Genomic DNA, 22989 nt, shown 5'->3' on the forward strand with positions numbered 1-22989 from the left:
TCAATTGTTCTGTTGCTTCTATTTTTTCAGAAAATGCTATTACACACCCTTTTTGAATGTGAGGGCTCGCTGACATCGCTGCAAATTCAAAATCGTGAGGATAATAATTTTGACCGTTAATGATGATAAGGTCTTTTATCCGACCACAAACAAAAAGTTCCCCCTCATGAATAAAACCTAAATCCCCTGTTTTAAGGTAATAGTGTTTATCTTCACTTCCCTTAATTTGGTTTTTAAACGTTTTCTTGGTTTCGGCTTCATTATTGTAATAACCCTGCCCAATTGACTCACCGCGAACCCATATTTCTCCAACTTCATTGTCCTGACACAGCATATGTGTTTCAGGGTGTACTATTTTGACAGTCATTTGTGGTACACCTGAACTAATTAACTGCATACTTGAAGCGACATCGTCTATTAATTCGACTCTATTTTGGCTAAAGCTATCTGGATTAGCGTGAATAACTTTGGCTTCTGATAAAAACAATTTGGAGGATACCATCAACGTTGACTCCGCCAACCCATAACAAGGATGCAGTACACTCTTTCTTAAGCCAGCTGATTTAAATTTATCATAAAAAAGATTCATGGTTTTCATAGAAACAGGTTCTGCTCCATTGACAGCCACGTCAAGACAGCTCAAATCAAGTTCATCGACAATTGAATCCTCTGTCTTGCGAGCACAAAGGTCAAAAGCGAAATTCGGGCCTGCTACTGTAGTACATCTATATTTAGAAATATTAATGACCCATAGAGAGGGATTTCCAATAAAATCAATGGGAGACATGTGGGTAGCCGTAATGTTGGCATAGAGCGGTTCAATGATACAGCCAATCAATCCCATATCATGGTAAGGAGGAAGCCATGAAAAAACATGACTGTCTTCCTTATGATTCACCGCTTTTTTCATGGTTTTTAAATTGTCAAGCAAGTTGCCATGAGTTAATATAACCCCTTTGGGGTTCCCCGTTGAACCTGATGTGTATTGCAGAAAAGCAATATCTTGGGGGGTAATTTGATTAGCCTGTATCAATTGTATAGGGTATTTTTTACGCTGTTCTGTTGAAACAAGAGGAATTTGTGCTTTTCTAAGCATATCAAATAAATTGGCATAGGTTTCATTCAAACCCACCATCTTTTTAAATTTTGCAGGTAGAAATCGATTCGCAATTATTCCTTTCTTTAAAGAGGCTGTCGTACTTTTATCACATAATACCAAGCTCGGCTTTGCATCTTGAATGATATGCAATAAACGAAAAGCCATTTGAGTATTAGCCGGGGGAAAAACAGGAACCGCAATTGCCCCTGCTCGCAAGCAAGCAAAAAATCCGACAATGTATTCCAAACCAGGCTTGGCCGCCAAGATAACCCGGTCTTTTGGTTTAGCATACTCGCCAATGAGATTGGCTAGTTTGTTCACTTCGCAGTAGAGCTCCCTTGAGGTAAGCGTTTCTGCATGAATACCATCCTCTAGAAACCGGTAAGCAACTACATCCGGGAGATTTATATTGCGAAAATCAAGAATTTCACACAAATTTTGATAATCAACGAATGACTTGGCTTCTCTTAGACTCTGATTATTCAAGGTAAACCGCCCTCAACATCAATCAAAAAAATCCAACCTTTTGAAAATTCAACAAATTATGTTGAAAAGGCTCTCCATTCATTGCCTATTACTGAATTAGTATAGTGCATTAATTTCATTTTTCCCGAAGAAACTAGGTCTTGCTCCTTCCCTTGTCATGAATTTTGCATTCATGAGTAATAAGATAAAGGCAACCCTATTTTGATAAGCTATATTTATCATAGAATTAAAACGTGTCTCAGAAAGCGAGTTTATCCACTATGGAGAACCCTAAAATTATGACGAGACCTGAACATAGTTTAATAACACTTAAAAGTTTACTTTTTTGCCTACCTGTAATTTTCTTTGGATTATTAGCAACAGGATTAACCGGCTGTAATCAACAAACGGCAATTACATTTCCTGGGTATGCCGAAGGGCGATACACCTATCTCTCGCCTTTATTTGCAGGAACACTTAAATCACTTAACGTAACACCAGGCATGGAAGTACAGGCAGGGCAAGTATTATTTACTTTGGAATTACAACCAACAAATCAAAATTTAACTATTGCAAAAGCAAAAATTCAAGAAGTAACCAATCAACTGCAAAAAGCAAAAGTCTATTTTGAATTACAAAAAACAAATAATCTCAGAAATACAGCTTTATTAAAAAAAGAGATCATTTCAAAGGAAGAGTTTGAACATGGAAGATCTGCCTATGAACAAGCGCTTGAGGATAAAAAAGCCGCAGAAGCAAGACTGATTTCAGTACAAGCTGATGAAAAAAAGATACTTTGGGAGATAAGCCAAAAAACAGTTGTTTCGCCTGTCAATGCCATTGTTTATAATACTTTCTACACTGAGGGTGAAAATATAGAGGCTGGAGCCCCCGTATTATCGTTACTGGATCCTAAGCAAGTTAAAATCATTTTTTTTGTACCACAAAATTTGTTAGGCCAAGTAAGACTTAACCAACCAATTGAAGTCAGTTATGATGCCAGCAAAACACCTATTAAAGCTAAAATCAGTTATATTGCCGATAGAGTCGAATATACTCCACCTGTCATATACAGTATTGAAGAACGGCAAAAATTGGTCTTTCGTGTGGAAGCAAAACCTGATTTAAACACAGTATTATCCAAAATCCATCCTGGTCAACCCGTTAGCATTACACTTGATAATTAGGAACTTAAGTATGGAAGCAAATTTAGTCATTGATGCTAACAATTTGTGTAAAAGTTTCTCTGGCGTTCCTACGGTTAAAAATGTCACTCTCAAAGTGAGAGAGGGAGAAATTTTTGGATTTCTAGGCCCCAATGGTTCAGGGAAAACTACCGTTTTAAGAATGCTATGCGGTTTGTTGACACCCGATGAAGGCTATGGAACCTGCCTTGGCTACAACATTCGTACAGAAACTGCCAGCATAAAAAAACGTATGGGCTATATCCCCCAATTTTTTAGCCTATATAAGCAATTGACAGTCTATCAAAATATTCGACTTGCAGCGGAGTTATATGGGGTAGCTAATCGTGCTGAGCGTATTGACACGGTGATGCATCAATTAGAACTAGACTCCCACAAAAACAAAATAGCAGGAACACTTTCTGGTGGATGGAAGCAGCGACTCGCCCTTGCTGCAGCCATAATTCATAAGCCTCTTCTATTGCTACTTGACGAGCCCACAGCGAATGTTGATCCTGACTCAAGACAAAAATTTTTGCGCCTGATGCGTCATTTATCCTCTGAAGGAATTACAATATTGCTTAGCTCTCATAATATGGATGAGGTTGAACGTTGCCATCGTATTGCTTACATGTGTGATGGTGAAATGATTATGGATGGTAAAATTAGTGAAATCATAGACAGAGTCAATTTGTCCACTTGGCAAGTTCGTGGAGACAATGTTGTGGTATTAGAAAAACAGCTCGAAAGTATACCAGGTGTCGATCAAGTGATTATACATTTCGATTCATTGCATGTTAGTGGTAAAGATCCTGTTGCTCTTGAACATGCCATTAAATCCTTTAGAAGTAATCCTGATTTTACCTGGAAAAAAATTGAGCCTGTCTTGGATGATGCTTTTATATGGTTGACTAAAAGTCATAGGAAGGTCACAGATTAATTCAATCTGTTATCGATTTTGAACATTTGACTAAGGGATTAAATGTCTAACATAAGCCATGCCACATTGCGACTTTTCGCCATTCAAAAGAAAGAATTCATCGCAATGATGCGCGATGCTAATACCTATTTCTTTTTGATTCTAATTCCTTTGGTTCAGGTCATTTTATTTGGATATATTATAAATACCGACGCTAAGAATCTTCCGACCATTGTTGTCTCAAAAGACTCTTCTCAATTCACCAACAGCATTATTCAGTCATTTAAAAACTCAGGATACTTTGATATTAAAACTATTACTAGCGATGAAAACGAAGCAGAAAAATTAATGGACATTGGCAAAATAAAATTCATCCTATACATCCCTGAAAATTTTTCCAGAGATCTCATCAGTAACAAGAAACCCCATCTTTTGCTAGAAGGTGAGGCCACCGATCCTATGGTAGTAGGGAATGCATTTCACGCAACCCAGAGGATTGTTGATGATGCCCTTCGCCATGATGCGATAGGACCGATTCAATACCTTGCATCAAAAGGTCCTGCTTTTATCATTGATAGGCATGCCAAATACAATCCTGCCGCTAAAGCACAGTATCACACGCTTCCTGGATTACTGGTTTCAGTTATTACTATATCGCTCACTATGCTCACTGCTATTTCCCTTACCACGGAATATGAAACAGGAACCATGGAAATGTTACTAATTACTCCCATCCATCCCCTAGAGGTTATTTTTGGTAAAATCATTCCCAATATTGTCTTAGGATATATTTTATTTTTCTTAATTTTGCTTATTTCGCGATGGCTATTCCACGTGCCTTTTTATGGTAGTTTTTTGCTATTAACGATAGTGGCATTTCCATTCTTTATGGCAAACTTAGGAATTGGAATCTTGACATCAAGTATCTCCAAATCGCAGTTTCAAGCAGCTAATATTGCCAATACTTATGCCCTACCCGCCCTTCTTCTTTCAGGATTTATGTTTCCCTTTGCTGCAATGCCACAATGGGCACAATTAATAGGCCATTTATTCCCTTCTACTTATTTTCTTCGCATAACTAGCGACATCATGTTAAAAGATGCAAATATAGTCACTATATGGCCTAATTTATGGCCTTTATTGCTTTTTACTTTTGTAGTTATTATGGTAAGCCATCATTTTTACCGCCAGACCTTGGATTAATATTTCAAGGATGGAAGAGTTGAGTGAATATGCTATAGTCATCATTCGCGTTTGATAGGGAAGGTTGAAGAGATTTAGCCTATTGAACTAAATCTATGACAAGACACTTCATCCATATTGTTAGTTTCATAAGACGGACATTCTATTGAGCAAATTATCCAAATTAGTAATAAAGAATATTTTATTTATAATATTTTTTATTTTCGTTAGGGGAAGTTGGTCTGCTGATTTAATGGAAGTATTCCAACAAGCACTTGTTAACGAACCCATTTATCAAAATGAAGTATTAAAGACGTTAGTATCTAAAGCAAATATCGGTATTGATCAATCTCTTTTATTACCTCATGTTGGATTTACATCACAAGTCCTAGGAGATAGCCAGTCCAGTTCGGGAGCCATCGTCTCAACTGGCCTTCTTCCTAGGAATAACGTAATACAAACCTATGATAATCGCCTATCGCTCACTCAACCCATTTTTAATTGGGCAAACTTCAAGCGCTTATCTGCTTCAAAGTTATCTTATCAAATCGCCGGCGCCAATTTAAATGCAAAATTTCAAGAACTTATAGTACGAGTGGCAGAAGCCTATTTTGATACGTTGTATTATGAAAATAATCTTAATTATTATAAATCCAATAAAATGACTATGGCGAAGCAACTCTCACAAGTAAAAGAGAAATATCGCCTTGGTAAAGCAAATCGGAATGACGTGGATATAGCAATCTCTGCCTCTAGCCTTGCTGAGTCAAACTATATTACTGCGCAAGCAGAACTAGCAGAGAAAAAATTGCATTTAGCAGAGATGAGTGCCACTGAATATACTAAGTTAGCTCGTTTAAAAGTTAATTTTCCCAGAAATAGTCCCAAACCCTCCAGTTTACAGAATTGGGTCGATGCAGCCATCCAACAAAATTGGAGTATTAAAACTAATCAATTGCGCGTTAAAGCCGCAAGGGAACAAGTCAAGCAGGCCTTTGCAGGACATCTTCCCAATGCAAATGTAGAACTTTACTATGATGTTCTCCCATTCCATGTTAAAAACGGTGGTTTGCTTGTCGCAGCAGGCTCAAGCAGACAAAATAATCTGGCCGCTGCAGTGAATATTAATGTCCCCATTTACTCTGGGGGGTTGGTATCTGCAAATACCAGAAAAGCACAGTATCTTTTCCGTATTGCACAACAGCAACTGGATGCCTCCTGCCGAAAAACAACTTATTCCGTCAAACAAGGTTACCTAAGAATTTTAACGAATATCCACAAAATAAAGAGTGATCAACAAGCTGTTACATCAAACCAAAAATCGCTGATCAGACTGAAAGAACGCTATGCATTAGGGGCTGTGGGTTTAATGGACGTCATTAATCAGCAAGATAAGTTAATTTACTCCCAGATTGAACTCAATAAAGATAAATTTAATTACATTATAGAAACATTAAAATTTAAAAAAAATCTAGGAACCTTATCTATAGATGACATCAAAATGGTTAATAGTTGGCTAGAAAAATAAGCGATTTCTTCAATCCTCATTATTCTTTTTAAGGCCTATCATGTAAAGTGATTCGAAAGCTGACAATGTTCTTTGGATATTATGTTTTTTAGCCATTTCATGCCCTTCCCAACCCATTTTTAATCGTTCAGACTCGGATAACTCCATTATTTTATTTATTTTTTCTGCAAGCTCGTTGTTATTTCCTGGCTGGAAAAGATAGCCATTTTTTCCTTCTTCAACTAAGTGGGGTAAAGCCAACGCATTGGCCAAAATCACCGGTAATGACGCGGACATAGCTTCAAGTGAGGCCAATGATTGTAACTCAGCTGTTCCTGGCATACAAAACATTGTCGCTTTAAGATAAGTCCTTCTTAACTCCTCGTCGGAAATTGCTCCCAAAAAATGGATACGTTCAGAAATATTTAAAGAAGTAACCAAATCTTTCAAATTCTCAAGAATTTCACCTTCACCGACTATTTCCGCGTGTACATTCAAGCTAGGTTTAGTCTTAGCGACAGCCTTAATCAGTTCATCAATATGTTTCTCTTCAGCTAATCTCCCAACAAAAAGGACTATTGGATATGTTGGCTTGTCAATTTTTTCATTAATTTTTAGTTCATAAGTGCTTGGATCAATCCCATTTGAAATCGTGATTATTCCTGGCAATTTTAGCTTTTTACTTAAACTTTCAGTCGCTAAATCCGTGGGAGTAGTAATAATCGCCACTTTCTTAAGTACTTTGTATGCGTCGTACCATAAATACTTAACGAGTAATTTAAGAAATATCTTAGGCAAAGGCACATAAGGAGTGACATTATCTGGCATTACATGGTTAGTGGCCACAGTAAGTATTTGCCGACGGATAGCCTCATCAATTGCATATCTACCAATCATAAAATGACATTGTGTATGAACTACATCAGGTTGCACTTTATCGAAAATTTCTTGGATTTCTTTTTTGATTTGCCAAGGAAAACACATTCGAAATGAAAGATGGGTTGGTATTGCATGGGATCTTAAACGATGCTCTATTATCCCATTTTCGTTGGAGGTAAAGCTTTTTCCTGGATTACTACAAGGTGCAATGACATGAACTCTATGACCTAATTGCAATAAGCCCGCAGCTAAGCGCCCTCCAAACCGTGCAGCTCCATTGATATCAGGAGGATAGGTGTCTGCAGAGATAAGGATGGTTAGTTTTTTTTTCATCTAGATCATTTTTTTGTCATTTTTTGCTCTGTTGAGTATAGCCTATAATAATTACTGATGTTGCACGTTCGTTTTATTCTTGGAAATTAAAATCACTGATGATTTAAAAGGTATCTTACTACCCTAACCAAAAGAGTAATTTTCGAGCAACGTTCTAAACAGGTATTCAGTGCGGAGGTTTGAAAATGATACTACCTATAATCCTAGCAGGTGGTTGTGGTAGCCGTTTATGGCCGTTATCTCGTAAATTATACCCTAAACAATTCCTAAAACTTCACGGCTCTCAAACCATGTTACAAGCAACCATAACTCGCTTAAATGGTTTAAATCATCAGCTGCCGATGGTGCTTTGTAACGAAGAGCACCGTTTTCTTGCCGCAGAGCAGTTAAGAGAAATAAATCTCTCTGATAGTACCATCATTCTTGAACCAGAGGGACGAGGTACAGCACCGTCAATTGCATTAGCCGCACTACTAGCTTTGCAAGCAAATGATAACCCCATACTCCTTGTACTTCCCGCTGATCATATCATTATGGACATCAATCAGTTTCAACAAGCCCTGAAGAAAGGTTTACCTTATGCCGAAAAAGGTAAATTAGTAACTTTTGGCATTCCCCCTGATAAGCCTGAAACTGGCTATGGATATATCAACGCACCTCAAGGAAAAAATAATAAGGAGGTCATAGAGGTAGCAGGCTTTACTGAGAAACCTGATTTGGAAACCGCTCGGGAATTTTTAGAAATTGGAGATTATTATTGGAATAGTGGAATTTTTATGTTTACTGCTCGTGATTATCTTCATGAATTAGAACAACATCGAGAAGATATTTATACGAGTTGTGTCAGTGCCATTAATGGCTCGATAAAAAACCGCGACTTCCTCTACATTGATAAGAAAAGTTTTTTAAATTGCCCTTCTGAATCACTCGATTATGCCGTAATGGAAAAAACAACGAATGCTGTTGTCGTTCCTATGGAAGTTGATTGGAGTGACATCGGTTGTTGGTCTTCTCTCTGGTCTATTTCAGAAAAAGATCTGCAAGGAAACGTGCACGTGGGTGAGGTTGTCAATGTTGATACCACTAATACTTATGTTCACACAGAAGATAAATTGGTAGTAGCTGTGGGGTTAAAAGATGTGGTTGTAGTCAATACCAAAGACGCTCTATTAATTGCAGATAAAATTTCTGCCTATAAAGTGAAACAAATTGTTGAAAAGTTAACCGAGGATGAACGCAGCGAAGCAATTGTTCATCGAGAGGTATACCGACCTTGGGGTAAATTTGACTCTCTTGAACGCGGTAAACGCTATCAAGTCAAACATATCACTATCAAACCCGGAGAAAAAATTTCAACCCAACTCCACCATCATAGGGCAGAGCATTGGGTTTTAATTTCTGGCTCAGCGAAGGTTACCCGAGGTGATGAAACATTCTTATTAACTGAAAACGAATCAACTTATATTCCAGTGGGTACAATCCATTCCCTTGAAAATCCAGGAATTTTACCTTTGGAGTTGATCGAAATTCAATCTGGCTCGTATTTAGGTGAGGATGACATTGTTCGGATCGATGATCTCTATGGACGCTGTAGTTCTCAAAAAAAAACATCGGGCGCTGAGTAGCTTGACGAAATATAACCCCGCAGCAAAGACCGGGGTCATATCATTAAAAGGCTGATTCTGGCTCAATATTTTTATTAAAAACCTGCTTAACGAGTGCCGCCTATAGTTAGGGCGTCAATTTTTAAAGTGGGTTGACCAACACCAACGGGTACAGATTGTCCATCTTTTCCACACACACCTATGCCGCTATCTAAGGACAAGTCATTACCTATCATGCTTACTTTCTTCATGACCTCTGGTCCATTGCCAATTAGTGTGGCCCCTTTAACAGGCTTAGTCACTTTTCCATCTTCAATAAGATAGGCTTCGCTAGCTGAAAAGACGAATTGCCCGGAAGTAATATCAACCTGACCACCGCCAAAATTCACAGCATACAATCCTTTCTTAACTGAGCGAATAATTTCATCTGGGTGATATTTACCTGCCAACATATAAGTGTTTGTCATTCTTGGCATTGGTAAATGAGCATAAGATTCTCGACGACAATTACCAGTAGGCTTCATTCCCATTAATTTCGCATTCAGTTTGTCCTGCATATAATTGACCAAAACACCATCGTCAATCAATGTAGTACATTGCGCCGGAGTTCCTTCATCATCAATTGTCAATGAGCCGCGTCTATCCTTTAGGGTGCCATCATCAACTACAGTCACCCCCTTCGCGGCCACTTGCTGCCCTAACCGACCAGAGAAAGCGGAAAGTCCTTTGCGATTAAAATCCCCTTCCAAACCATGTCCTACCGCCTCATGCAGCAAAACACCAGGCCACCCAGGTCCTAGAACTACAGGCATTGTTCCTGCAGGTGCCTCTTCTGCGTCAAGATTGATCAAAGCTTCACGCACAGCTTCTCGCGCGTATCCTAAGGCTCTTTCTTCCTCAAGAAAATAAGAATAGGCAACACGACCGCCGCCACCAGAACGAGCAGACTCCCTACGTCCATTTTTATCTTCAACGATGACACTAACATTAATGCTCACCAAAGGCCTTATATCTGCAATCATTTGGCCATGCATGCCAGCAACCATCACGACCTCATAACAACCGCTTAAAGAGGCATTAACTTGAATGACACGAGGATCAATTCGCCTAGCCTCTTTGTCAATCGCCTCCAGGAGCGCTATTTTCTCTAGTTTGCTCATACCCTCAATAGGATTTAGTGGTGCATAACGAGTTATTGGTGCGCTGGGTATCTGTATCGACTGTGTCTGTTTAACACCGGTGAATGCAATCGAGCGTGCAGCATCAGCAGCTCGTTGCATAGCTGGCAGTAAGATATCGTCGCAATAAGCATATCCGGTTTTATCACCGCTAACTGCTCGAATCCCCACACCACGATCAATAGAATAACTACCACTTTTTACTTCAGAGTCTTCTAAATACCAAGATTCATAACTGCTACTTTGAAAATAAAGATCAGCATCATCAACATGATGGCTCAGCATTGAGCGAATTAACTTCTCTAAAGCACCCTCATCCAATGATGCTGGCTTTAATAATAAATCTTTGGCAAGTGCTAATGCCTGGGTCATAATTTTACCTTATCTAAACTCGTCAAATTAATAAGAAAGAACATGGTGATCATTACTTGGAAATTGCCTACGCAACTGCTGTAGCCGTTGTAAATAGACCTCTGCGGCGATCATTCCAATATTAGCCTCTTGTCGTTCAACCACTTTCCCCCAAGGTTCAACTATCATGCTATGACCATATGTGTGTCGTCCATTTTCATGCATCCCGCCCTGATTAGGAGCGATGACATAACATAAGTTCTCAATGGCGCGCGCTCTTAATAATACTTCCCAATGAGCCGCCCCGGTCACTGCAGTAAATGCCGATGGTATACTAAATAGCTCTGCCCCTCTTAATACTAATTGTCGATACAATTCAGGAAAACGCAAATCGTAGCATACCGATAAACCTACACGACCAACAGGGGTATCCACAACAACAATCTCATCCCCTCTTTCAATTGTAGATGATTCTTGATGAGCTTCCTGCTCAGAGACACGAACATCAAACAGATGAATTTTATCATAACGTGCGGCACATAATCCTTTATCATCAAACACCAAACAACTTGATCTGGCACGCTCTTGAAGCCCCCTTAAAGGTAAGGTACCAGCAATAACCCATAAACCATACTCTTTAGCCCAACGACTGACATGATCCTGAATTTCCCCTACACCGTATTTCTCGGCTTTACGCAACTTATCGGCTTCCTGCTTACCCATAAAAGCAAAATTTTCAGGTAGTACCAATAGTTCAACCTGCTCTTCTTTGGCTTTCATAAAAAAATGCTGAACTTGGTTCAAATTATCCGCAATGGAAGCCGATGAAATCATTTGTACAGCGGCAACTTTTGGCATGTTTAATCCAAAATTAAGAAAGTTGGTCAATTATCAGCGATTAATTTGCAAGGTTTCAATGCTTAAGACTCTATAAAACTAAAAATAGCGTAAAAACTCAATGAAACCTCAAGGAATCTTGCCAGTTATTTTACATAATTATAGACTTGAAAAGGAAGCAACTAACCTATATATATGCTAAACTAGCAGTATAAATAATCTGGAGCTATGCATGAACAGAAATGACGTTACCTTGTTAAGTCAACGTAGTGAAACGGTACTTGCAACTAATAAAGTTTTACGCAATACCTATCTTTTACTCGGCATGACCTTTTTATTCAGCGCCCTGACTGCCTATGCATCATTTGCATGGAATGCCAAACCAATGAATCCATTATTAATGATTGTTGGAGTCTATGGCTTAATGTTTCTGACTCACGCATTAAGAAATAGTGCTTTGGGATTAATCAGTGTTTTTGCCTTTACAGGTTTCCTAGGCTATACCTTAGGGCCAGTTTTAAACCTCTATGTTGCCAACTTTTCAAATGGTCATCAGCTCATTGGAACTGCACTTGGCGGCACAGGTATGATCTTCTTTGCTCTATCAGGATACGCCCTGACTACCCGTAAAGATTTTAGCTATTTAGGCGGCTTCCTTTTTGTAGGAGTCATGGTTGCTCTTCTAGCAATGATTGCCGGAATCTTCTTCCAAATCCCGGCATTACAATTAGTGATATCAGCTGCGTTTGTACTAATTTCTTCTGGCTTAATCTTATTCCAAACCAGTGAAATTATTCATGGTGGAGAAACCAACTATATTTCAGCGACGGTTTCTTTATTCGTATCTATTTATAATTTGTTCGTTAGCCTACTCAACTTATTAGGTGCTTTTTCAGGCCGCGACTAAAATCATCTCCTCAACTTGAATCCCGGTGAGTTTGCCGGGATTTTTTTACCCCTATTTTTCGGGAGCGGTTAACTTAAGTCTTAAGCTGAAAACAAGAAAGCTCTTCTGTGCAGCTAAGCAGAATCGCCGGCTCTAACTCTGTCTCTTCCTTAACCTTTACTTTTATTGTACCCAATTGAGTTTCATGTTTATTTTTTTCAATTTTAATAAAAAAGACTCCGTCACGATTTACGAAAACAGACTTCTTCGCACCATCAGCAATAACAAGTTGTATATGCAAAGAAGTATTATTTTTTTTGACATAATTAGATAATGATTTTTGAACACTGTCGTAACAAATCTCAATGCCGACTCTGAGACCAAAATAATCCTTAACTAGACTATCGTTATCCCCTGTTTTAAAAGACATGCGACGCAGATCCATTAAATTTAAAAATCCTTCATCAACGTAATCAAAATCATAGTTCGTATGAGGATATCTTTTCTTATATTTTTGTATATCGCCATGATAAAAAAAGTAAGCCGTATTTCGATAATAGGTACTTTGATCAAGCTTGGCATTCTTATGCCAACAAATTGTTCCTGGAACAATTAGCATGTCCGTATCCCTGGAAAGTTCTGCCAGGAGACTTTTAAAAGCATTTTTTTGAGCCTGTGTATAATATCGTTCATAGCTGAGCTTGGAAAAATCTTTAAATAAATATTCCGGGGCAACAAATATTGCCGATGGAGGTGCTGGTTGTTGTTCGGGGGAATTCTCAGTATCAAACTTTCTTTTACTCGTACCAAGTTTATTTTTAATCCAGAACAAGGAAGACTTTATAGCCACATTAGAGCCAAGATGGTTATCTTCTTTAATTTCAAGCAACGATTTTTTAGCAAAAATAATTTGCTCTTCCAGCAGTTTTAACCGTTTATCAAAAGGAGACATATAAAAATTTTCATCGGGTTGAAAAATAAAAACCCTCATACCAGATGGCACAGCCGGATTGTATTTTTTACCCTGGTTTGTATCAGAATCCAAGATAATTTTTCGGGAAGAGAGCATAGAAAATTAATTATAAAGATTCATAATAATGAACTTGATTAAACAATTACAATAATGGATGAAATAATAAGCATCATGAAGATGCCTAGACCAAAACCCAATTTGTATCATATTTCTACAAAATAGGCAATAAAAAACCTAAAATCTAGCTGCATTACCCTCGTAAACGACCAAATATCAACCAACCTGATAATTTATGTTCTATACTCACAAGATTACATTATTTTCACACTTTAGCATGGCTGGTTTATCATGAGCGAACCTCAATTGCATCTCTATAGAGACCTAACTGCACCTGAAAAATTGTACAGCATCGCTATTGTCTGGATTCCATTAATAGCAACTTTATATGCTATTTTCTCTGGGATGCTTTTTTCGATAAATCTAGCCACATTACTATTATTAATAGGATGCTATAGTTGTACAGTTTTAGGGATTACTGTGGGTTTTCATCGTTTATTGACTCATCATTCTTTCAAAACAAAACGATGGGTTAAAATAGTTTTAACTTGTTTAGGTTGCATGGCCTATGAAGGACCTCCCTATTTCTGGATAGCCGCCCATCGAAGACACCATAAATTCACAGAAACAGCCTCAGACCCACACTCACCTGTTGCAATGAATAAAATATCCCTGCGAAGTTTTTATCATGCACACATGGGATGGATGAGTAAACACACTATCGAGGACTGGCACTATTACATCGCCGATTTGCTCGCCGATCGAGATTTAAAAATTATCAATAAATACTATATACCAATAGCCTTAAGTGGATTAATTATTCCTGGAATTATTAATGGATTGATGTTTATGAGTTGGTATCACTTCATAGAAGGAATTATCGTTTGCGGTCTGGTAAGGGTTTGCATTCAACAACACGTTACATGGTCAATCAATTCTATCTGCCACATATGGGGTAAGAAAAATTTTATAACGCAAGATCATAGCCGGAATAATTGGCTTTTTGCAATTTTAGCTTATGGAGAAGGTTGGCATAATGGCCATCACGCTTTTCCAGCATCTGCTAAACATGGGTTGAAAAAATGGCAACTCGATATTTCTTATGGCTTTATTTTTTTGTTATCACTTATTGGACTAGTTACAGAGATTAAGTTGCCTACTCAAGAACAATTGCATAAAAAATCTATCAAAAAATAGTAGAGCTTTAAGCAATCTAAAGCCTAGTCTAAAAATCAGATGCAAAAAGTAGAAAATGCAAAAATTCCTCAATAATAAATGACATTAGCCTAATAAAACCACCTCATTTATACACGTTACCAGCGATTCGGGCAAAAAAACAAGAATACTCAATATGTACTATATTTAATCAATATTAAGTAATTTTTTTCTTGGATTTCCTGGCAATGAAGCATAAAGACTTACTTAAGATAGCAGAACATATTCGGGCAGAGGTTTCTCTTTTTTTACCCTATAGTTCAAATAATATTTCTTTAACTGATCAACCCTTTCATAGAGTATTTTGGATAACTGCTATGCGTGCTCGTTCAGATGAAGAGGGGATTCGTGAAAGAATTCGTCAGTGGAAAATGAACTTAAAGGCTGACAACGTTGATACGCAATTTAAATCATTAAAAGTAACAGCAAAAATACCTAACAATCCATCTGAAACCCCTACTCTTGAAGAGTGGCACAAATATATCAGCACACTACCTAAACGTGCCCTCAAAATCCAACATAAAGACGGTACGCCAATAGAGCCTAATCATCGTACTGAAGCAAGGGCTAAAAATGCCATTAAATTTGGAATTGGTAATTGTGGTGAAAAAGCGGCTGTTGCCTTTTCCCTGCTTCTTGAATATCCCAAAGAAGGCTTAAAAAAACTGATGCCTCTCTCCCGCTCTATTCCTATGGAAATCGTTTCTCTAAGTGGTAGTGATCATACATTTCTTGTGTTGGACAGAGATCCAAAAAGTGATTTACAAGATATGTCTACCTGGGGACCAAACGCAATTATTTTAGATCCATGGATGGATAGTGTTGTTTCTGTCACAGAAGAACTTCAGAAATCAGAGAATAAACGCTCAGGCTGTTTTAAGTATATCTCTAAATACCAAGGAGAGCTGGTACTTGAGAACAAGGGGAACATAGGACAAGGTCATACACAACGCTGGGATGAACACCGTAAGAAAAAAAATGAACCTACTTTGCTAAGAGAATGGTCTTTTTTTTATAAACCAAAGAGCAAAGAGAAAGAAAATGTCCCTTGGGTCACTCCACCTAAGAGCATGAAATAATTAACGGAATTTTTCCTCATTTACAGTAATCATTTATTGGCTTTTGCCTTCCTGCTGCCAGCAAGCTTTAGCACGGAACAAGGTTGCTAAATCCGTACTTGATTTTTTAAGCGGCTTATTTAAAGTGAAGATTTCACGCTCTTTTTGATAATACACCCCTAAAGGAACTGGGAATTCTGGGAAAGTTAAACGTGCTAACCGCATAGCAGCAATAAAACTACTGGAGTCATGGCGATAAGCCGCTTCACCATGTGCCTTACGTTGTAGTACCTCGTCCTCTAAGTCTAGAGCCCATTGTTGTTCGGCTCCAAACGCTAAAGGTTGACCCTCTGTCAAAACAATAGTTTGCTCAGCGCGATTGTTTTTTACAGCAAACGCATCAAAAGCACCATTATTAAAAATATTGCAATCCTGGTAAATTTCAACAAATGAACAACCTCGATGTTCATAGGCTTGCTTAATTACTGAAGCCAGGTGATTAGGATCTTTATCCACAGCTCGGGCAACAAAGCTTGCCCCTGATGCCAATGCAATCGTCAGTGGATTAACAGGCTCATTATTAACGCCCTGTGGAGATGTTTTTGTAACTTGCCCTTTTTGTGAAGTTGGCGAAAATTGTCCCTTCGTTAATCCATAAACCTGATTATTAAATAGCAAAATATTAACGTTAACATTTCGTCTTAAACAATGAATTAAATGGTTACCACCAATGCTTAACGCATCTCCATCACCTGTTATAACCCAGACAGTTAAATCATCACGCATAGCTTTAAGGCCGGTAGCCACAGCAGTAGCTCTTCCATGAATTGTGTGGAAACCATAGGTATTCATGTAATAAGGTAATCTTCCTGCGCAACCAATTCCTGAAACAAATACATGCTTCTCAGGAGGTAAGCCTAACTCTGGAAGCACGCGTTGCAAAGCAGCCAAGATCGCATAATCGCCACATCCTGGACACCATCGTACTTCGGTGGAATTAGTAAAATCCTCGCGTTTATACGTATTGTTCATGATCAATTTCCAATTTAATGGCTTTAACCAAATGACTTACTGTAAAGGGTTGACCGTTGCATTGATTAATTGATCTAGCATCCACTAGATAATTCGCTCGCAACATTTGACATAACTGACCTGAATTTAACTCAGCCACCAAAATTTTATCATATTTGCTAAGTAACTTGCCTAAATTTTCCGGTAATGGATTTAGATGCCGTAAATGAAGAAATGCCACAGCCAATCCTTCCGCTCGACACTGATTAACAGCAGACTTTAAACTGCCGTAAGTACTACCCCAACCAATCAATAAAGTCGTGGCATTATCATTACCTTCAATAGCTAAAGCGGGATATTCACGCGCTATACCAGCAATCTTATCAGCTCGAAGCTTTATCATTTTTTGGTGATTCTCAGCATCATAGCTGACCCTTCCCTCTTCTCCCTGCTTCTCCAAGCCACCTAATTGGTGAATAAATCCAGGGGTACCAGGCACATTCCAACTACGCGAAAGAATTTCGTCACGTTGATAAGGTTTGGGAAAACGATTGAAATTCATGACAGGGATTTCCAAAGACTCAACATCAGGGATTTTCCATGGTTCTGCTGCATTAGCCAGATATGCGTCTAGTAAAACAATCACAGGTGTCATGTACTTAATAGCCAAAGCAAATGCTTCCATGATGGTATTAAAACAATCAGAAGGCGATTTAGCCGCAAGAACTGGCAATGGTGCCTCCCCATGGCGACCATAAAGGGCTTGTCGTAAATCACTTTGACCAGTTTTAGTCGGCAATCCAGTTGAGGCACCAGCACGTTGCACATCCACCAAAACCAAAGGCAACTCTGCCATTACTGCAAGTCCTAAACTTTCACTTTTTAAATCAAAACCGGGACCAGAGGTACAAGTCAGAGCTAAACATCCTCCATAAGCAGCACCAATGCAAGCACAAATTGCTGCAATTTCATCTTCTGCTTGCAGCAGTTGTACACCGTAATCCCCCAGCCTTGCGCATTCATGCAAAATAGCTGACGCAGGAGTAATTGGATAACCAGACACCAACAATGGAGTTTCTGTTCCTGTGGCAAGCGTTGCAATGGCTAATGCAACAGCCTCAACACCCGTGATTTGTCTATATTCCCCATTCTCCCGACTGACTTGTCCTAACATAAACTGTCGTCGAGACAACTCTAACGTCATGGCATAATTAAAGCCTGCAAGCAAAGTTAATTCATTGGCCTTGGCAATTTGAGGATTGGTTTTAAATTTCTTCTTAATAAACTCCACACAACTCTCTGTGGGTAAATCAAATAACCAAAGTACTAAGCCCAGAACATAAAAATTTTTAGCTTTCTTTGCTTGCGCATGACTTATCTCTAAGGAGACCACTGCTTGCAATGTTTGAGTTATCAATGGCAGAGAGACTAACTGATAATGCTCAGCAGCATTATCCAGAAAGTCTTTGGTCATCCCGGCCTTTTGCCAGTCTTTCTCTTGAAAACTATCTTCGTTGATAATTAATAAACCACCAGCACTTAAGTATTGCAGTGAATTTTTTAAAGCTGCAGGGTTTAACGCTACTAATACATCAAGCGACTCACCTGCAGTAAAAATAGCTTGTTCTGACATCGCTAATTGAAAACCAGAGACACCGGCAACCGTTCCCGCAGGAGCTCTAATTTCTGCAGGGAAATCCGGAAGAGTTCTTACATCCCTGCCTGTTAGAGCAGCAGTAATTGTTAGCTGCTCGCCAACAAGCTGCACCCCATCACCAGAATCACCTGTTAATCGTATAACGATAGCGTCAGTATTTGACATGGCTTCTTGCTTCCAACATGAGTTGACGCATGTGTTTTACCGCCTCTTTCAAACCACAAAATAAAGCACGGGCGATAATCGCATGACCAATGTTTAATTCGTGTAATTCTTTAATAGCCGCAATAGGTTTGACATTATGGTAATTTAAACCATGGCCTGCATTAACAATCAAGTTAAGGCTGGCGGCATATTTTGCCGCTTCAGTGATGCGCTGCAACTCATAGGCTAGCTCTTTTGGATTCGTTGCATCTGCATAGCAACCTGTATGAATTTCAATTACCGGAGCACCAACAGCAGCTGCTGCTTCAATTTGCTTCATATCAGGATCAATAAATAAAGAAACTTCACTGCCTATCACCTGCAAACGTTTTACTGCATCAGCAACATTTTGATAGTGCCCAACAACATCTAAACCACCTTCTGTAGTTAATTCCTCTCGCTTTTCTGGAACCAGACAAGCATGTTCAGGTTTAATTTCTTCGGCGAAATCAAGCATGGCATTGGTAACTGCCAGCTCTAAATTCATGCGTGTTTGCAAAACCGCTTTGATAAGTCTTACATCTCTTGCTTGAATATGGCGCAAATCTTCACGCATGTGTAAAGTGATTCCATCAGCACCTGCTTCCTCAGCCTCCATCGCAGCTTGCACTGGATCAGGATAAAGAGTACCACGTGCTTGACGCACAGTTGCAATATGATCAATGTTAACACCTAGCAAAATTTCATTCGTCATAGCTTCACCATCTAAACCAAAGTAAGTGTCGAATTATCACCCGAAACCTAGTTTGTATCTATACCTAAGATACATTTTGGAACTTCTTGATATAGTTGAATTAGCAATAATCATTTTTACTTGGAGTTGAAGCGGATTAATTAACAACAAGCGATTTGCATGCCAATTTTCACTTCATAAAAGTAATTACACTCTAGGGTCTGCTTACAATTCGCTAGCTTTTCGGCCAAGATAGTAGAATTGTAAGCAGACCCTAGTAAATTTAAAGATTTTCCTGAAAAATATTGCCTAATCTATTTAAAAAACCAGTCTTATGCCCTTTTCTTTGCAAAAATATTTCACTATTCGCAATTGTCTGTTTATCTTCCTTACGCTGCTTATTCTATTTGGCAATAATTTTTCAAATATCAAAGACTTAGCCCATGGTCGCTATTATGTATACGAACAGGATGCTTATATGCACCTCGTAATTGCCTCTGATCTGCTAAACAATAAAGATTGGTATTACCATTTTAACTCCCGGCTTAATGCACCATGGGGAGCAAAGACGCATAGTTGGACAAATTTGGTTACAGCTTTGCTAGCTGGAGGAGCTTTATTACTCAGTTACTTCATGTCACTCTCAACAGCACTTTATCACTGGGGTTTTTGGTTACCTATAATTTTTAATACGATTGCAGCATGGGCAATGTTGTGGGCAATCAAACCATTAAAGCCCACCGTTTATCAACAACTCTTTGTATTATCTGCTTTTTTACTTAACCCTTTCCTAAACACTTTCTTTATTCCTTTGAGGGTTGATTATGATTTTTTATTAATTACTTTAAGTATTGTTTATTGGGGATTTTTATTAAGATTAATTAGGAGTGATAAAACGGCCATTGCTGTTGCTACAGCACTGGTTGCCAGCTTAGGAGCATGGACTAGTATTAGCTTCATTGTGCTATTACTAATCGGTTTAAGCTTTCTTTTTTGGCTAGCATTAATAAAGCAAACCATGCGCTGGCAGATTGTCAGTCTATTTTTAATCAATTTATGTCTCGGTTTTGCTATTATAATTTACCTTGAACATCGCCACTTTTTTACCGTAGCTCATGACATAATCTCTATAACTCATCTAACGTTTCTTCTACTATTAACCCTAAGTTTCACAATTTATAGCAAATTTTTGCAATTAAAAAGCAATCTAATCAAACTTGCTTATAGCTTCGTTGCGATAGTAATTATTTTTTTAATCATGAACTGGTTATTCCCCGGCTTTTATCGGGGACCTTATAATCAGGCCGAGCCTTACTTGCTTCGGCATTTCTTTCCTACCCTTTCAGAATTCTATTCACCATTCAATATTGATAGTTCTCTTGGTTTAGCAATAATTTGTTATTTTATAATTGGTGCTGGTTATTGTTACTACCTTTATTTATCTAATAGCCTTTGCATTAGTAAATTACTCTTCCTATGGGCAGCAATTATTACGACTTTGCTGACAGCTTATATGTATCGTTGGGTCGAATTCGCCACACCCCTTAATATCCTATTGATGTCTTTTTTCATCCGTGAAATTGAAAATACACGCCAGCTTTTTAGATTGCCATTTCTGATACTAATGGTGTGCCTACCTTTTTTAATTTTAATGCTGGCCAAAGATTATTTCGTGGATTCCCAGCAATTATGTCAACAGCAATTGTATTTAATATTACGCGATGATTTTTTAAATCAACCACAATTTAATCAAGATAAAATTATTTTTGCACACAGTAATTATGGACCCTTGCTGCTTTATTCTACCCGCTATGCAATTGTAGCTACGAATGATCACCACAATCCCGAAGGATTAAAGGATAGTATTCTTTTTTTTAAAAGCACAGAATCAATTGTCGAACAAATGATACTGAGAAGGAAGGTAGATTTAGTGCTTCTGTGCCCTCTTGAACATCACACAGAATTTAATCCTCAAACAAGTCCTTGGTTGCTTGCAGTGCCACTTCCTAAAGAATATTCACAATGGCAGCTTTATCGCGTGAAACCAACCCCATAAAAGTATGGGTGATCTATGACTTTTTTTGTGCGTATAATGCACGCGATTTTAAGGTTTTTCCTCCCAAAAGATGATCAATGGCTTGACGCATAATCAACTTAGCAGTTTTAAGCACATTTATGTCATCTAAATGCCCCTGCGAAAGCGCCAAAATGTCTTTACCTGCCAATCCAGCCTTGGCGGGTAAAAACCCTTCATTAACAATGAACCGATAAGATTTATCACCATCAATTAAATTCGCTGAATGAGCTTCTTCAGTCAATGAGATACCTTGACCGCAAGCTAGTAATAAAGCCCATTCAAAGCGTCTCAATAAGACCTCTATAGCTAAATTATCCGTTACAATGATTAATCCTTGAAGAGTCTGAACATACACCTCATAGAGATCAGGATGAGCATCGTGGGGACTTAGAGTGTAATATAGCAGTTCATTAAGATATAGGCCGGCAAAAAGAGCATTGCCTTTTATGTCGAGTGCAGCAGAAGTATTCTCAAACTGACGCACATAGTACCATTCTTTTCGTGCCTCTACTGAAAGCCATAAAGGAGTAAACGCTTGCAAAATCGCTTGCTTTTTAGGAGTCCTTCCTCCTTTGCACAGACAATTAACTATTCCTTTTTCTCGAGTAAAGAAAGTTGCCCGCACACTGGTATCGCCTGACGGGCGTTTATGTAAAACCCAAGCCTCAAGGGTTTCAGCTGTCATAACCTAGTTGCTTTAACATTCGTTCATCATCCGCCCAACCAGTTTTTACTTTACACCAACATTGTAGAAAAACTTTTTTACCTAATAAATTTTCCATATCTATACGTGCACTGGTTGCCATCTCTTTTAACTTTTGACCTTTATCACCGATAATAATCCGTTTATGGTTGTCTTTCTCAACCAAGATTAGTGCATGAATACGTACCAAATTACCTTCATCTCTAAACGATTCAATTTCTACCGTTGTTGCATAAGGCAACTCTTGCCCACATAAGCGGAAAATTTTTTCACGTAGCAATTCTGCACAAAGAAAACGGATGGGGCGATCGGTAAATTGATCTTCAGCAAACAAATGGGGTCCCTCTGGCAAGTAAGCTTTCAACTCTTGTTCAAACTGCTCTACCTGAGTACCTGTTTTGGCTGAAAGAGGAATAATTTTAGCAAAATCATGAAGTTGAGTTAAGTTGTCTATAAATGGTAGCAATTGAGCTTTATCAACAATTTTATCCACTTTATTGATGAGTAGAATACAAGGTACATTAGCCTGCTTAATTAGATGAAGAACATACTCATCCTCATCTGTCCAGTGCGTGCCCTCAACGATAAAAGCAATCACATCAACATCGCGTAATACAGTTTTAGCCGTTTTATTCATCATACGGTTCATTACTTTTTTTGAGCCTTGATGGATACCAGGAGTATCTACGTAGACATATTGATACTCATCAATCGTTTGTATCCCTAAAATACTATGTCTTGTCGTTTGAGGTTTACGTGACGTAATACTTAACTTTTGATGTAAAATACGATTTAGTAACGTTGATTTACCGACATTGGGTCTGCCTACCAAAGCAATATAGCCGCAGTAACTTGTCATTAATTATTAGTCCTGTTTATTTTTGAATCATTTTACCAGTCCATCTACTGGATTGCCAGTAAGGAATTGGTTTCTTCA

Annotated in this window: 19 protein-coding genes; 9 read left to right on the forward strand and 10 right to left on the reverse strand. The window is 38.4% G+C overall.

Annotation, left to right across the window (positions count from 1 at the left end; genetic code table 11):
- Positions 1-1585 (reverse strand): fatty acyl-AMP ligase (locus Lbru_RS07315; RefSeq protein ID WP_193786913.1); only part of this gene is annotated, 1585 nt, incomplete at its 3' end.
- A gap of 278 nt (positions 1586-1863) precedes the next feature.
- On the opposite strand from Lbru_RS07315, the gene Lbru_RS07320 reads away from it, so the two are divergent.
- From Lbru_RS07320 to Lbru_RS07335, 4 genes are all read left to right on the forward strand, one after another.
- Positions 1864-2751 carry an HlyD family secretion protein gene (locus Lbru_RS07320; RefSeq protein WP_058441535.1) on the forward strand — a complete coding sequence of 296 codons (888 nt, stop codon included), beginning with the start codon at positions 1864-1866 and terminating at the stop codon, positions 2749-2751.
- Positions 2752-2761: 10 nt separating this feature from the next.
- Positions 2762-3688, forward strand: coding sequence for an ABC transporter ATP-binding protein (locus Lbru_RS07325; protein ID WP_058441536.1), 927 nt, complete (start codon positions 2762-2764; stop codon positions 3686-3688).
- A gap of 42 nt (positions 3689-3730) precedes the next feature.
- On the forward strand, positions 3731-4870 hold the full coding sequence (locus Lbru_RS07330) for an ABC transporter permease (RefSeq protein WP_058441537.1): 1140 nt from the start codon (positions 3731-3733) through the stop codon (positions 4868-4870).
- Between the two features lie 145 nt (positions 4871-5015).
- A complete protein-coding gene (locus Lbru_RS07335; RefSeq protein ID WP_131793453.1) occupies positions 5016-6377 on the forward strand; it encodes a TolC family protein in 1362 nt (453 codons plus the stop codon).
- A gap of 9 nt (positions 6378-6386) precedes the next feature.
- On the opposite strand, the gene Lbru_RS07340 is transcribed toward Lbru_RS07335, so the two are convergent.
- On the reverse strand, positions 6387-7568 hold the full coding sequence (locus tag Lbru_RS07340; RefSeq protein WP_058441539.1) for a glycosyltransferase: 1182 nt from the start codon (positions 7566-7568) through the stop codon (positions 6387-6389).
- Between the two features lie 185 nt (positions 7569-7753).
- On the opposite strand from Lbru_RS07340, the gene Lbru_RS07345 reads away from it, so the two are divergent.
- On the forward strand, positions 7754-9193 hold the full coding sequence (locus tag Lbru_RS07345) for a mannose-1-phosphate guanylyltransferase/mannose-6-phosphate isomerase (RefSeq protein ID WP_058441540.1): 1440 nt from the start codon (positions 7754-7756) through the stop codon (positions 9191-9193).
- 86 nt (positions 9194-9279) lie between these two features.
- Here the strand turns inward: Lbru_RS07345 and tldD are convergent, their stop codons facing one another.
- The gene (gene tldD, locus Lbru_RS07350; protein WP_058441541.1) at positions 9280-10722 is read right to left on the reverse strand and encodes a metalloprotease TldD; all 1443 of its coding nucleotides are present in this window, start codon (positions 10720-10722) and stop codon (positions 9280-9282) included.
- Positions 10723-10749: 27 nt separating this feature from the next.
- Positions 10750-11559, reverse strand: a complete 810-nt coding sequence (locus Lbru_RS07355) for a carbon-nitrogen hydrolase family protein (protein ID WP_058441542.1) — start codon at positions 11557-11559, stop codon at positions 10750-10752.
- A gap of 211 nt (positions 11560-11770) precedes the next feature.
- On the opposite strand from Lbru_RS07355, the gene Lbru_RS07360 reads away from it, so the two are divergent.
- Positions 11771-12445, forward strand: coding sequence for a Bax inhibitor-1/YccA family protein (locus tag Lbru_RS07360; protein WP_058441543.1), 675 nt, complete (start codon positions 11771-11773; stop codon positions 12443-12445).
- Positions 12446-12518: 73 nt separating this feature from the next.
- Here Lbru_RS07360 and Lbru_RS07365 read toward each other — a convergent pair whose 3' ends face one another.
- Positions 12519-13469, reverse strand: coding sequence for a nitrilase-related carbon-nitrogen hydrolase (locus tag Lbru_RS07365; RefSeq protein WP_162262396.1), 951 nt, complete (start codon positions 13467-13469; stop codon positions 12519-12521).
- Positions 13470-13745: 276 nt separating this feature from the next.
- Between Lbru_RS07365 and Lbru_RS07370 the strand changes: the two genes are divergently transcribed.
- Positions 13746-14651, forward strand: coding sequence for an acyl-CoA desaturase (locus tag Lbru_RS07370; protein ID WP_058441545.1), 906 nt, complete (start codon positions 13746-13748; stop codon positions 14649-14651).
- A 206-nt stretch (positions 14652-14857) separates the two neighbouring features.
- Positions 14858-15748: a hypothetical protein gene (locus tag Lbru_RS07375; protein ID WP_058441546.1), complete on the forward strand. Its 891-nt coding sequence runs from the start codon at positions 14858-14860 to the stop codon at positions 15746-15748.
- Between the two features lie 33 nt (positions 15749-15781).
- On the opposite strand, the gene Lbru_RS07380 is transcribed toward Lbru_RS07375, so the two are convergent.
- The 3 genes from Lbru_RS07380 to pdxJ are packed head-to-tail and all read right to left on the reverse strand — an operon-like array spanning position 15782 to position 19293.
- Complete coding sequence (locus Lbru_RS07380) at positions 15782-16759, reverse strand: 2-oxoacid:ferredoxin oxidoreductase subunit beta (RefSeq protein ID WP_058441547.1); 978 nt, start codon at positions 16757-16759, stop codon at positions 15782-15784.
- A complete protein-coding gene (locus Lbru_RS07385; protein WP_058441548.1) occupies positions 16743-18560 on the reverse strand; it encodes a 2-oxoacid:acceptor oxidoreductase subunit alpha in 1818 nt (605 codons plus the stop codon). Before Lbru_RS07385 ends, Lbru_RS07380 begins: the two co-directional genes overlap by 17 nt.
- A complete protein-coding gene (gene pdxJ / locus Lbru_RS07390; protein WP_058441549.1) occupies positions 18547-19293 on the reverse strand; it encodes a pyridoxine 5'-phosphate synthase in 747 nt (248 codons plus the stop codon). Before pdxJ ends, Lbru_RS07385 begins: the two co-directional genes overlap by 14 nt.
- Positions 19294-19750: 457 nt before the next feature.
- Here pdxJ and Lbru_RS07395 point away from each other — a divergent pair, with 457 nt between their 5' ends.
- Positions 19751-21328, forward strand: a complete 1578-nt coding sequence (locus Lbru_RS07395) for a hypothetical protein (protein WP_058441550.1) — start codon at positions 19751-19753, stop codon at positions 21326-21328.
- Between the two features lie 13 nt (positions 21329-21341).
- Here the strand turns inward: Lbru_RS07395 and recO are convergent, their stop codons facing one another.
- Positions 21342-22034: a DNA repair protein RecO gene (gene recO, locus Lbru_RS07400; RefSeq protein ID WP_058441551.1), complete on the reverse strand. Its 693-nt coding sequence runs from the start codon at positions 22032-22034 to the stop codon at positions 21342-21344.
- Positions 22024-22911 (reverse strand): GTPase Era, encoded by an 888-nt coding sequence (gene era, locus Lbru_RS07405; RefSeq protein ID WP_058441552.1) that lies wholly within the window; start codon positions 22909-22911, stop codon positions 22024-22026. The genes recO and era overlap by 11 nt, the downstream gene beginning before the upstream one ends.
- Positions 22912-22989: the final 78 nt, after the last annotated feature.

It is taken from the genome of Legionella brunensis (assembly GCF_001467025.1).
In the GTDB taxonomy this organism is placed as follows: domain Bacteria; phylum Pseudomonadota; class Gammaproteobacteria; order Legionellales; family Legionellaceae; genus Tatlockia; species Tatlockia brunensis.

Bases quoted from the DNA above. Each gene is read 5' to 3' on its own strand.
- Lbru_RS07320 (WP_058441535.1), top strand. From the start codon at position 1,864: ATGACGAGACCTGAACATAGTTTAATAACACTTAAAAGTTTACTTTTT.
- Lbru_RS07325 (WP_058441536.1), top strand. From the start codon at position 2,762: ATGGAAGCAAATTTAGTCATTGATGCTAACAATTTGTGTAAAAGTTTC.
- Lbru_RS07330 (WP_058441537.1), top strand. From the start codon at position 3,731: ATGTCTAACATAAGCCATGCCACATTGCGACTTTTCGCCATTCAAAAG.
- Lbru_RS07340 (WP_058441539.1), bottom strand. From the start codon at position 7,568: ATGAAAAAAAAACTAACCATCCTTATCTCTGCAGACACCTATCCTCCT.
- Lbru_RS07345 (WP_058441540.1), top strand. From the start codon at position 7,754: ATGATACTACCTATAATCCTAGCAGGTGGTTGTGGTAGCCGTTTATGG.
- tldD (WP_058441541.1), bottom strand. From the start codon at position 10,722: ATGACCCAGGCATTAGCACTTGCCAAAGATTTATTATTAAAGCCAGCA.
- Lbru_RS07355 (WP_058441542.1), bottom strand. From the start codon at position 11,559: ATGCCAAAAGTTGCCGCTGTACAAATGATTTCATCGGCTTCCATTGCG.
- Lbru_RS07360 (WP_058441543.1), top strand. From the start codon at position 11,771: ATGAACAGAAATGACGTTACCTTGTTAAGTCAACGTAGTGAAACGGTA.
- Lbru_RS07370 (WP_058441545.1), top strand. From the start codon at position 13,746: ATGAGCGAACCTCAATTGCATCTCTATAGAGACCTAACTGCACCTGAA.
- Lbru_RS07375 (WP_058441546.1), top strand. From the start codon at position 14,858: ATGAAGCATAAAGACTTACTTAAGATAGCAGAACATATTCGGGCAGAG.
- Lbru_RS07380 (WP_058441547.1), bottom strand. From the start codon at position 16,759: ATGAACAATACGTATAAACGCGAGGATTTTACTAATTCCACCGAAGTA.
- Lbru_RS07385 (WP_058441548.1), bottom strand. From the start codon at position 18,560: ATGTCAAATACTGACGCTATCGTTATACGATTAACAGGTGATTCTGGT.
- pdxJ (WP_058441549.1), bottom strand. From the start codon at position 19,293: ATGACGAATGAAATTTTGCTAGGTGTTAACATTGATCATATTGCAACT.
- Lbru_RS07395 (WP_058441550.1), top strand. From the start codon at position 19,751: ATGCACCTCGTAATTGCCTCTGATCTGCTAAACAATAAAGATTGGTAT.
- recO (WP_058441551.1), bottom strand. From the start codon at position 22,034: ATGACAGCTGAAACCCTTGAGGCTTGGGTTTTACATAAACGCCCGTCA.
- era (WP_058441552.1), bottom strand. From the start codon at position 22,911: ATGACAAGTTACTGCGGCTATATTGCTTTGGTAGGCAGACCCAATGTC.